Origin of the sequence: Lentzea waywayandensis, assembly GCF_900115955.1 — a bacterium.
Taxonomy (GTDB): Bacteria; Actinomycetota; Actinomycetes; order Mycobacteriales; family Pseudonocardiaceae; genus Lentzea; species Lentzea waywayandensis.
In genome coordinates this window covers 1-11,669 of the sequence record NZ_FOYL01000029.1, presented here as the reverse complement: position 1 = coordinate 11,669, position 11,669 = coordinate 1, and the positions used below count along the sequence as shown (strand labels likewise).

The 11,669-nt window shown below is 65.7% G+C and carries 8 protein-coding genes and 1 pseudogene; 4 read left to right on the top strand and 5 right to left on the bottom strand.

The window, feature by feature from the left end; genetic code table 11:
- Positions 1 to 167 precede the first annotated feature (167 nt).
- The gene (locus tag BM417_RS46280) at positions 168 to 2,486 is read right to left on the bottom strand and encodes a hypothetical protein (protein ID WP_143139123.1); all 2,319 of its coding nucleotides are present in this window, start codon (positions 2,484 to 2,486) and stop codon (positions 168 to 170) included.
- A gap of 982 nt (positions 2,487 to 3,468) precedes the next feature.
- Here BM417_RS46280 and BM417_RS46275 point away from each other — a divergent pair.
- The 3 genes from BM417_RS46275 (at position 3,469) to BM417_RS46260 (ending at position 7,222) form a co-directional block, all read left to right on the top strand.
- Entirely contained in the window at positions 3,469 to 4,293 is an 825-nt protein-coding gene (locus BM417_RS46275; RefSeq protein ID WP_143139122.1) for a hypothetical protein, read from the top strand.
- A gap of 522 nt (positions 4,294 to 4,815) precedes the next feature.
- Positions 4,816 to 6,456 carry a pentapeptide repeat-containing protein gene (locus BM417_RS46265; RefSeq protein ID WP_143139121.1) on the top strand — a complete coding sequence of 547 codons (1,641 nt, stop codon included), beginning with the start codon at positions 4,816 to 4,818 and terminating at the stop codon, positions 6,454 to 6,456.
- A 112-nt stretch (positions 6,457 to 6,568) separates the two neighbouring features.
- A complete protein-coding gene (locus tag BM417_RS46260) occupies positions 6,569 to 7,222 on the top strand; it encodes a hypothetical protein (RefSeq protein WP_143139120.1) in 654 nt (217 codons plus the stop codon).
- On the opposite strand, the gene BM417_RS46255 is transcribed toward BM417_RS46260, so the two are convergent.
- Both BM417_RS46255 and BM417_RS48395 read right to left on the bottom strand, forming a co-directional pair.
- Complete coding sequence (locus BM417_RS46255) at positions 7,216 to 8,295, bottom strand: hypothetical protein (protein ID WP_093606486.1); 1,080 nt, start codon at positions 8,293 to 8,295, stop codon at positions 7,216 to 7,218. The genes BM417_RS46260 and BM417_RS46255 overlap by 7 nt on opposite strands.
- Before the next feature lie 571 nt (positions 8,296 to 8,866).
- Positions 8,867 to 9,022: a hypothetical protein gene (locus BM417_RS48395; RefSeq protein WP_177320998.1), complete on the bottom strand. Its 156-nt coding sequence runs from the start codon at positions 9,020 to 9,022 to the stop codon at positions 8,867 to 8,869.
- A 112-nt stretch (positions 9,023 to 9,134) separates the two neighbouring features.
- Here BM417_RS48395 and BM417_RS46250 point away from each other — a divergent pair, with 112 nt between their 5' ends.
- A complete protein-coding gene (locus BM417_RS46250) occupies positions 9,135 to 10,025 on the top strand; it encodes a hypothetical protein (RefSeq protein ID WP_093606485.1) in 891 nt (296 codons plus the stop codon).
- A gap of 554 nt (positions 10,026 to 10,579) precedes the next feature.
- Here BM417_RS46250 and BM417_RS46245 read toward each other — a convergent pair.
- Positions 10,580 to 11,329: pseudogene (locus BM417_RS46245) on the bottom strand (transposase); the annotation flags it as partial.
- Positions 11,330 to 11,361: 32 nt separating this feature from the next.
- On the bottom strand, positions 11,362 to 11,669 hold a 308-nt coding region (locus BM417_RS46240; protein ID WP_218164786.1), incomplete at its 5' end, for an integrase core domain-containing protein.

The following is an 11,669-nucleotide window of genomic DNA, read 5'->3' as shown; positions in this document are numbered from 1 at the left end:
ATCGCCGCAGATGGCGGAAGCGCCAGCCCAGCACAGTTCCTCGACGACGCTGCGGTGTAGCGGCCCACAGGTTCGGCTCAACGGGCTCGACCGGCTGTCTCTCGATACCGGTCGAGCCCGTTGAGCAGTAAGCCCCTCAGCGGCTCCAGGTGGTCGTTCAGCTCAGCTCATGAACATGCAGCTGGGTGGTCCGCGACGTCAGGCCACGCGCTGATGCGGTCGAACGGCACGTTGTAGATCACCGGGTGCGCACGGGCCAGGCACAGATACGTGCCACCGTCATCAATGGACGAGATCTTGCCGTCACCGTCGATGAACCAGGAGCCGGTGCCCAGCCAATCGGGCATTTTGAGGATGACGTTGTCGGACACGTTCCCGCTGTGCCGCACGCCGGTGTACGACCAAGCCGAACCGGCCGGGTCACACGTCAGCTCCAGATCGACCACCGGCGTCGTACCGCCGGGCAGGATCAACACGAATCTGTCGCCTTCCTGCGAAGGCTGGACGTCGTCCACCACGTACCGGCTCATCGCGAGACAGTTGAACAGGCCGTTGGTACCTATGTGGATCGCCCTGCTCGGTCGGCCACCGTTGACCGTTTCCACGAGGTAGGTGCGTCCGTCGCTGATCCTGGCGATGTAGGTGTGATCACCGGACGGACCGTCGAAACGTCCCGTCGTCGGCGGCGGAGGCGGCGGCGACAACGTCCGCATCTGCACCGTCCGGCCCTGGCTCTGCCAAACGCCAGCAGCGGACAGAGCCAGGTCGACCGCGATGAACGCCTTACCCAGGAACCTCGCGACCAGCCTTGCAGCACTCGCCAGCTTGGACTTGCGCAGATCGTCTCCCGCATACCGTTCCGCGGCCCGCTCGAGGAGGTCGACGAGCGGTTCCGAAAGGCACTCGAGGAGTGCGCCGGCGAAGTCGGCCCCGGCCAGCAGGCCCAGCTCCGCCGAACACGCCACGTACAGCTTGCGGGCCCTGTCGAGATCATCCAGCGGGAGAAGATCGAGTGCCTCGTCGACGACGGAGACCACCTGCTGAGCACTCACCCATCCGGAAGACCAGCCGATCGCGGCAGCAGCGTCCAGCACGGTGTCGCCACTGCCGACCGCCTTGCGCACGGTCAGTTTGCCGTTCGGCGGCAAGAAACCCTGCTCGATCGCGCTGTCCGCGAGCCAGTTGCTGAGCACGCCCATGTCGCCGCGGACGGCGGAGCCGTCAAACGTGCCTCCCTTGGGGACAGCCGGAAACACGACGCCCGACGACAACAGCACGCTGCTCTTGTTCTCGAAGGTCCACTCCCCTGTCTCGCCGTTCATGTCCGCGACGCAGCCAAGCCCGCTCGTCGTGAACCCGGCCGTCCGCGCCCGCACGTTCCGCACATCGCAGTTGGTGGCCGCGAGCGCCAACGTGCGCGCCATGGCGGTAGCCCACTGCACGGACAGCGCGCGGTCCGAGGTATCGCGAGCGGCGGAATCGGAACAGGCGAAGAGGCCGGTGCGGCCCGGATCGCCGCAACTGCCGGGAAGGTAGGTCGTGAAGGTACTCAGGGACGACGCGGGCGCGGTCACCACGCGTCCCTCCGGCGTCATCGACTCCGCGGTGCCCTGGTTGAAGGAAGCCGACATGTCCCCGTCGCCGCGGTCGTGCGCCACAACGACATCGTCGATGCCTTCGGAGTGGGGTGGCGCGGGCACACGTACCGCGACTTCGGGAGTCCACGGTCCGTGGATGTGGAAATCGGCGCTCGGCAACACACCGAGCTCACCCGGCAGGGGCTTCACCGTTGCCCATGCTCCGGTGTCCCCGGCCACGCGCCCCGGTGGCACGAAGAGGGCGTACTTCGGGTCCTCGGCGGAGACCACAGCGCCGTGCCGTCCGGATGCCCAGCGCCAACTCGTGCCGGCGAAGCGGAAAGGGGCTGGGGTCACGCACACGGCGCGGTCGTCCACGAGCCGCTTTACCGCGGGTCGCGACACACCGGGCACTCGCGGAGCGACGATCTGCTCCAGGTTCTGCGGAAGTGGACGCGCGGCGATCAGCCGTTCGATCGCAGGCCGGCCGAGGCCGGTGCGCGACGCGATCTGCTCCAGCGACGCGGACTGCAGGTCCACCGCGTCGCCGCCCGTCACGCATGCCAGAGGCGTGGGCGGCGGCAGCTCGGTCGGTGTCGCGCACGCCCGCTCCACCAGCAACGTCTCCTTGGACGGGCCGATGCCCGGAACCGAGATCAGGTCGACCGTCCGGTGCCAAGGGCGGCCGCTCACCACGGCCGCGGCCACCGGCCCCGCCAGATGCAGCGCGCGTTCGATCTCGCGCGGGGCCGCGGTGTTCACATCGATCTGCCCGACCTTGCAGTCTCTGACCAGCGGTCGCATCGCCGCGACCGGGTCCGCGACGCCCTGTTGTGGGTTTTGCAGGTCGACGGACGACGTCGCGGGCTGTTGGGGACTCGGCTCCGCCTGGGCCGCCGAAGGGGTCACGACGCTCGACGCAACCACGACCACAGCAAGGAAAGTCCGCAACAGCGAAGAGAAAGATCCACGTCTTCGATTCATTGAAATCACTCCAGCTGCACACCCAAGCGCAGGAATGGCAGCATTGCCCGCGACATCGGGGTCACCGTGCCCACCGATCGCGGGGCAATTGCGGCCCCGCTCCTCATCGGGGACTGACCAGACGATCGAAAGCCGCCAACCGGACGTTACCTCGACTTGTTTCGTTCATCCTGATGCCGCAGTGCCATAACTGTTTCAGATAGCAAGATGAGTTCCAGCCAGTGTCTGCACCTCGCACCACAGCACTGTCACTCCCGCCAACAGAGTCCCCTCCCCTGCGAGGTCCTTCTCCGGCCGACACCGTGAGACGGATTGGCCAAGCAACTCTCGCGAAGTTCTTACAACGCTGGAGCCGGCACTCACGGAGACGTGTTTGATGAGCAGGAGAACGAATTCGCTGCGCCCTGGAATTTTCGCCTCGACGTAGCGTCGGGCACCTGATTCACGACTAGCCCTTAAAGGATGGCTGCGCTGTGTCGTGAAGTGCAGGAGTGTTGCGGCCGGTCGTAGTTGGTGGTTGGCGGCTGCTGGTGGTGCGGCTGTGGGTGGTGTGGGCCGTGCCGCAGGTCGGTTTGCTCACGTGGTCGAGCGATGAGGAGAGCAATGTCCGGCCGGTGGTAAAGGGGTTGAGCTGGATCACGGGTATCGGCGGTCTGCTCGTCGGCAGCAGCCCTGGTAGTCGCGGTGCGATAAGGGCATGCGAGGACTGACTTTAATGAGGATGAACGGGACCTGCAGCACGTCAGGCTGCGAGCGGGAATCGCGGTGGCCGAGGCGCAACCGTGCGATCGGCTTCTGCGACACGTGCCTGAGCGCCCTCGTAGAAGCCTGCGATGCGACCGTTGTGCAACTCGGAGACGCCGCACGTGCCAGGTTCCGAACCCAGCACAACCCGTGTCGCGCGATCGTGGACGTCTCGCTGCCCATGATTCGGCGAGGCGACTGGACCTGCCAGATGTGCAAGTGGATCGAACTAGGTCCGGAGAGCAGACGTATGGGGGCGGTCACGCAGTGGTGGCCGGTTGAACGACAGGAGCAGTTGCTGCGTGCTGCCGGCATGCGGCCGCTGCTGCCGCTGGGTGACTCCGACGGGCACGAGCCGATCAACTACGAATGCCTCGAATGCGGTGGCGCCGCGGCGGACAGCATTTTCGGCATCTCCGAAGGTCTGCGGTTGTCCTGGTTGCCGTGCGCCCACTGCAACGCCGCCAGGTTCAAACCAACCTCCGAGATGATCGCCTCTCGCTTCCAGGAGCTGGGTCTCCAACTATTGCAGCAGTACCAGGGCGACCCCGGGCAGCCTTTGGACGCGGTCTGCAGCCGTTGCCGCACACCACGCACCGCTTCCTGGACAACGATCTCTTCGGGCAGCCCTCCCTGCTTGCGCTGCGACGGCGCCCGGCTGAACCCGACCGCGCCACACCGGGTCTACCTATTCCACTTCCCGCAACTCGGCAACGCAGGCGTCTACAAGGTCGGCATCACGCACTGCGGGGACGACGGGCGCCTGAAAGACCACACCCGCAACGGCGGCCTACTCCTCGACATCATCGAGGTGTCCGACCGCGCAACCGCCCTGCACATCGAACGCACTGTTCTCACTCGCTATCTCCCCATCGCTCCGGTCTCCCTCGCACGTGATGTCCTCCCGCAGGGAGGCACGACCGAGTGCTGGTCTGCCCACGCCGGCCGTCCAAACCTTCGTCAGATCGTCACAACGACCAGTGGTTGACCAGTTAAGCGGCATGCCGATACTCGTGGAGGACTCCGCCGAGACGGCTCTGTCGATCTATGGTGAGGCGTTCGATCTGGGCGGGCTCAAGAGACTGGGGCCGGGCTCTCAAGGGTGCTGCGGCGGCGAGGGATCGGTGGGTGCGGTGCTTGTTGTAGTACCGCTCGTACTCGCGCAGCGCGTGCCGTAGGTGAGGCTGATTCCAGATCAGAGTGCGGTCCAGCAGTTCGACGCGAAGGGTTTTCACCCTGTGGGGTGCCAAAACATGGCTCAACGTGCCTGACCTGCGGATCACGCTGCTGCAGGTTCGTACTCGTTGATCAAGCCGCCAAGCACTCGCCGACGAAGTACGGATTTGCGGCCTGGGTCTCCGGTGAACGACCCAGCGCCGCTTCAATCTGACTGACGCATCCCTAAATGGTTCTAAACACACCTACGACGGCGATCCCGCATCCGCTGTCACGCAAAGGAACAAGCACCGAGCCACGATCGCTACCAGGCGGGTGGCAGGCACAGTGCGCGATGCAGTCGACGCGATTCCGGCCGAGGCCGAATAACTGCGGCCGCCCGACAATCACTCGTTTGGCCGGTAGTGCTGCGTTGCCTCAGACCGATTGGACTGCTGTGACAGAACCGACCGCAGCATCCTCGAGCATCGTGAGCGAGGCGCCCGAAGGCCCACGGCGGCTGCCGCTGCCGCGATGGACCGTGCCAGTGGTCGGTGTGGTCGTCCTGCTCGTGGCCGGCGTGGCGCTGGTGGTGATGTGGCGGTGGGTCGACAGCCTCGCGCTGGCCGACCCCGAGAAGAAGGCCACGACACAGCTTGAGGTCATCAAGGCGGCGTCCGGGATCGCGATCGGCGGCGGCGGGTTGTTCGCGCTCTACCTCGCCGCGCGCCGACAGCGCACCCAGGAGCTGGAGCTGGAGGTGCGGCACGACGAGCTGCGCAACCGGCAGGTGGAGCTCGTTCAGCGCGACCGGACCCAGGAGCACGCTGAGCGCACCGCGGAGGTCACCCGACTGCACGCCGAGCAGGTGGCCGCGGACGCGCGGCACGACGCCGCCGAGCGCCGGCTGACGGAGCTGTACACGAAGGCCGCCGAGCAGTTTGGGTCGGACAACGTCGCGGTGCAGCTCGCGGGCCTCTACGGGTTTGAGCGCCTCGCTAACGACCACGCGGAGCTGCGGCAGACCGTGGTCAACGTGATCTGCTCGCTTCTCAGGATGCCCGCGCCCTCGGCGAATGACGCCGCCACGATGAGCAAGAGTTCTCAGGTGCGTGGTGCGGCGCTGCGCATCCTGCAGGAGCACCTAACCCAGGGCGCCGGGAAGTACTGGGCGGTCGGGATCGATCTTTCGGGAGCCAGGCTGAAGAACCTCAACCTTGCGGGCTGCCGTGTCGAGAAGGGCTTATTCGTCGAATCGATCTTCGTTGACGCGTGTGACATCACCGGCCTGACCACTGCCGAGGAGCTCAACCTCACCGGCGCGACGTTCGAGGGAGTCTTGATGGCGACGCAGGTGTACATCGGTGGTGCCCTGGCGCTCGATGATGCGAAGTTCCTGGCCGACGTGGACTTCGGCGGGTCCGGCATCGTGGGGCCGGTGTCGCTGGCGGAGACGACCTTTTCGGGGTTCACCTCGTTCGCCGGCTGTCGCTTCGGCGGGTCCGCGCGGTGCTCGGACTCCGGGTTCTTCGGCCCGGTGGAGTTCACCGGTGTGACGTTCAACGATGCCGTCGAGATCAGGTCGACCAGTTTCGAGGGCGAGGTCAGCTTCCGGGGAACGTATTTCGAAGGGCCCACCCGGATCTCGGACGTCACGTTCCTCGACGAGGTGTGGTTCAACAACTCGGAATTCACCGCGAGCACCCCGCTGTTGTCCGCAGTCCAGTTCAGCAGTGACGTCTGGTTCCACGGCGTCGGCCTGTCGAACGGCATCCTCTTCCACGACGTGTGGTTCGAAGGCGCCGCCGATCTCGGCGACTGCGACGACGCCGGTGCCAGTGACGTCCGGGCTCGGCGGGTGCCGCTGTTCCAGCAGTGGCCGACCAACTGGGAGGAGAGTGAGGGCGGTGATGGGGAATGGCGGTACTTCGCCGACAACGCAGGATCCCGAGAGCTTGAATTCGCCGCCGTGCTGTGGAACTTCGCCCAGGACTAGGCTTCGACCCAATGCCTGAGCACACAGTCACGCCGCGCGGGTATCCCTCACCGGCGGCACGCCATGGGACGCCGGGCCACCTGCCGAAGCTCTCGTGGATCACAATGGTTCGATGCGCCGTCTTCGCGTGGCCACCGGTCTGACACTGATCGCCATCGCAAGCTTCCTCAGCGTCGACGCGACCACGCGCCTCAAGACCGCGAGCAGCGCGCTGGCCGTCTCCTGGCCCTACCTGCTTGCGACGTTCGCGGCGTTCGCGCTGCTGGCAACGCTCGTCGAGATGCGCAGACTGGCCGGCGTGGCCGCGCTGGGCGCTGTGGCCGTCGCGGGGATCGTGGCACGGCAGTCCGGGCTCGACATCACGATGTTCTGGCCACTTCTACTCATCGCGGCCGGAGCCCTAGTCGCACTCGGCGGAGAACCCCCTGGCACACCACACCGTCTGGTGTCGGTCGCGTGGCCGGTGCGCCGCACACCGCGGGACCAACTCCCGTCACAGGTGACCGTGACGTGCGTGCTCGGCACCGTGCACCTCGACCTGCGCGACACGACGTTCCCACCCGACGCTGCGCTCTACATCACCACCTTCGTCGGCCATGTGTGGCTGAAGGTTCCCGCGCAGTGGCCCGTCCTCATCGACGGCGTCCCGTCCCTCTTGGTCACTTTGGACGAGCGTGGGCGACGAGATCTTGTGGGCCCGGAACAGAAGGCCATCAGACTCCGATCCCGAGGCGCGCTCGGCACGGTTGTGGTCGAACGCTACTGATCCTTCCGAGGCACCAGTTTCCTCAGCCAGCCCCACTTTGCCGGTTCCGCGTGCGAGTAGCGGACGCCGGCGAGGTGCCCCTTGGCGACTTCCGGTCGTATCCCGCCCCTCGCGAAGAAGTCGGTAAGCCTCTGCGCCTGGCGGTATTCCTCGCCAGGTGTCTCCGGCAGGGAAATGTGCATCGCTTCGAACAGGTCGAAGCGATGACGGTCGAACGCGACCTGCTGGATAACGCCCAATGCCACGGCCGACCCGACAACGCCCCGGTAGGACACGTGCGCCAGTACCAAGGTAGCCACAGGAATCCACCACAACCTAGGGTCATCGTAGAGGGCCGCAGTAGCGAACAGGGTGATCGCCAGAAAGGTCAGGCAGAAGACAGCGGCGGTTTCGAGAGCGTCTCTGGCCGACCGGTACGCCGCCGCGACGGGTTCGGACAGGCCGGGAAACAGCCGGGGCCACGTGGGCACCGTTCCCCATCCATAGCGTTCACCGGCCCGCCGCTCGCCTGCCCGCATCACGTTGCCCAGGCGCGTCGGAAGCAGCTCGTCGAGGTCTGGCGGATAGGCCGCCTGCACTCTGATGGCGTGCTTCTTCCTGAGTTCTTGCCGCGCCCCTGCCCGCCGGTCCGCCGCCTGGTCCTGCAGACGGCGGCTCGCCGAAGAGGCGGGCACACCCGACACGGGCACACCACCGGCAGTGCGGAGCACAGTGACGGCTTTGAGCAACCGAGACCGCTGCCGGTCGACACCGATCCGGACAAGCGCACCCGCCAGCCGCGAGGTCCCCCAGTAGCCCTCGAGCAGCCGCACCACCCCGAAGTGGATGTTCTGCAAGACAGTGGTGATCACGACGACCACGAGGACGTATAGCAGCAGCAGGCCACCGTCCTTGATGCTGAAGTCCGGCGGAACCAGGTTGGTGAATCCGAGCCCCGCCCGGTTCGGGTTGAATGCGTCTGCTCTGAACAGCAGCCATACGACCGTGACCATCGTCGTGCTAGGCAGGATCCCGGTGGAGAACAGGCGACCGAACGCGGACGCCCCCGCGGTGATCAGAGCCGTCGGCCACATGACGTCATCCTCCCTCGGTGAACGGTTCGGGCTGGTGCCCTCTCGGGTGCCTGCATGTGACTTTGTTCAGCGGCATCTCGTGGCTCGGGTAGTACAGGTAAGTGCGGCATTCCTTACAGCGCATCGGACTGAAGAAGATGTCGGGGATCCGCTCACCAGGGCGCTGGCAGCCTGCTGTCGGACAGTGCGCTGCAGGAGCCAGGTAGTCGTAGAGCAAAACGTGCCCGCAGTCGTACCCGTAGAAGAGTGGAGGCGGTTTAGCGGGATCGCCTTCCAGCTCGTAGTACCGGTGATCTGACAAGTACAGGCCCAGCATCAGGAGTCTGCGCGGTCCAAGCATGGCTACCTGCTATCGCGAGGTAAAGAACGATCAGCCCAGCAAGTCATTGTCCGTCGGGCGGGCACAGCAAGGATCTGCCGTTCAGAGCATCACGACCGCACCGCGCACCAGACCCGCCGTGCTGGCCTTCCCTCTCACGCCGTGCACGTCGATGGAGGCCCGCACCGGTGGGTTGTAGGTCGATCGATACGACCGCCCTCTCAGACGATGCGGGTTCTCCTCGGTGTGTCCTCACCTCCACTCGTGGTACAGCGAGAGCAGAACGGCGGCGGTGCCGATGCTCTTCTGCCAGGTCTTGGGCAGCACGCCCAGTGATACGAGCAGACCGGCAATCGCCAGCCACTTGCGCGGATCGCCGAACGGATTGCTCGCGCCAGCCTGTGCCATGGTCATCACCTCCCCTATACCTCCGCCTTGACCGTTATCTCGTACAGCGTTGCACGCTGGGAGAGGCTTGAGCGAGGCGCTGGAGGCTCCAGATTCGTGTAATCTCCATAAGGTGCTCAACGTGACCGAGCCAGGGACGATCGACGACTTGGTGGCCGACGCCAAGCGCGTGGGTGAGAGCGCGACGCCACGGCTGATCCGTGACTGGACCGCGGCGGGACTGCTCGACGCCCCGACCCGGCGCCCGGCGGGGAAGGGCCACGGCTCGTTGCCGGCGCTCTACTCACCCGCTCAGCGGGAGCTGTTGGTCAGCTTGCTCCACCACCGGCACAGGAACGGGATCAGAAGCCTGGCCAGAATCCCCGTGTTTGTGTGGATGTACTGGGGTGAGAGCTACGTCCCGCTCCGTCAGGTGCGGATCGCGTTGACGACCTGGCTTGACGACGCCACGACGAGCCAGAAGGTCGCACGGCAGACCGCGCAAGAACTCACCGCCCAACTGACCCACCCCCAAACAACACACACTGCGCGTATACGGCTACGGGACGTCCTCGCCCAGATGGCATACACTGGCGGGCGCGACGCCGACCTTGACCAGCTCGAACAAGCTGTTCGCGCCGTGTTCGAGCCAGGGCACGGCCGGGTGCGCCGGGCCGTCGGCCACCCTGAGGCCGCGCTCATGTCCGAGACCATGGTTCACCTCCTCCGCGCCCGGCTGACCGCACTTACCCTCCTGAGCGACAACGCCATCACCGACGACGACTTCCGCGCCGCCCGCCACGCCCACCTCGTCACCTTCGCCGAATACGCGGCGAAGCATCCAACGTTCGCCGCCACCACTCCTGAGGACCAGCCGGGCCTGTACGCACCTCTGAACCCGGAACTGGCGCTCGCCCAGTGCTGCGGCAACCTGCTCACCACACTCGGGCTGCAGGCCATGCACCCGGACGTCGCGGATCACATCCGCCGTGCTCCCGCCCCACCAACCCAGCCATGGCCGTGACCGGCTTGACGTGGTTTGGCGGGTGGCAGCAGAGGCGTGGGATCTAGAGCGCTTTGGACTGCCCTGTGAAGTGACGGTCACGTCGTTGATGACGGACGTGGACGGTTCGCCGAACCGGCAGGTCGCCACGGTCGCGCCCGTGTTCGGGTCGTGCACGTAGGCCTGGCTGGTACCGCCGTGACACTCGCGGCGAGCCGTCAGCCGAACCGGCAGTCGATGTACGCCGCAGATGGTCAGGAGACCTCGTAAGGGAGCGCGGCGAGTTCAAGTAGCAGCTTCGGCCTCCACGGTTTTTAGCGTTAGTTGTGTGGGGCGAATTTCAAGACACTGGTCGTAATAGTGAATCTGTACACGCTGCTCGCGGACATGATCAACTAACTTCTCCCCCGTGACCTCCACGGGTCCAGTGGTCCGCACCAGTAGATGTGGCAGTGCCTCGAGCAGGTGGTCTTCACGGACGTAGAGGTTCCGCGGTGCGCTGTCGGAACGTCGTTTGGCGCTGGTGAAGCCATGTCGGCATCGGAATTTGTCAAGGTGAGTGAGACCAGTGGGTGTTAGGCGGCTTCTGTGTCGATCTTCTGGTCGGTGTCGTCGGCTGGCCGGTTGATCCAGACGGTGTCGGGTAGGTCGAGGATCTTCGGTGCTGTGGTGATGCCGCCGAATCGGTGCGGGTGGCGGGCGCGTGCCTGCGCGAGCACGGTGTGCCTGCTGGCGGTCCGGGCGGCGGCGAGTCCGAAGTGGACGTCGGCGGGTGTGTGAAGGCCGATGCCGGTGTGGCGGTGCTCGTGGTTGTACCAGTGGGCGAAGGTGTCCATGAACTTCCTGGACGCGGTGAGTGATCCGAAGCGTTCGGGGAACTCCGGGCCGTACTTCAGGGTCTTGAACAGTGCTTCGGAGTACGGGTTGTCGTTGGACACCCTGGGCCGCGAGTGTGATCGGGTGACGTCGAGGTCGGCGAGCAGGGCGGCGACGGTCTTGCTGGTCATCGAGGTGCCCCGGTCGGCGTGCACGACCCGCGGGACGCCGTGGACGGAGAAGATCTGTTCCATCAGCTCCTTGGCCAGCACCCCGGATTCATGGGCGTGGACATGGACGCCGACGATGTAGCGGGAGTAGATGTCGATCATCACGTAGGCGTCGTAGTAGGTGCCCTTCACCGGGCCGGCGAGCTTGGTGATGTCCCAGCTGTAGACCTGCCGAGGCGCGGTCGCGACCAGTTCCGGGCACACCCTGGCCGGGTGGCGGGCGAGCCGGCGGCGTTCCCTGACCTGCCTGTTGTCCGTCAGCACCCGGTACATCGTGGACTGTCAAGTACCGGGTTTGATGGAGGGTGTGACTACCCGCTCGGTGTCGAGACGGGTGCGGTTGTGTGGTGATGGTTGGTCTCGTGTTCCACGGGCGGGATCAGGCCGAGTTCCCCGTGTAGCCGCCGGTGGTTGTACCAGTCGATGTATTCGGCGACGGCGATCTCGAGGTCGTCGGTGCCGCGCCAGGGGCCCTTGTTGCGGACCAGTTCGGCTTTGAAGATCGAGTTGAAGGCCTCGGCCATGGCGTTGTCGTAGGAATCTCCTTTGCTGCCAACGGATGCGACCGCTCCGGCCTCGGCCAGGCGCTGGGTGTAGCGCACAGCGAGGTATTGAGTTC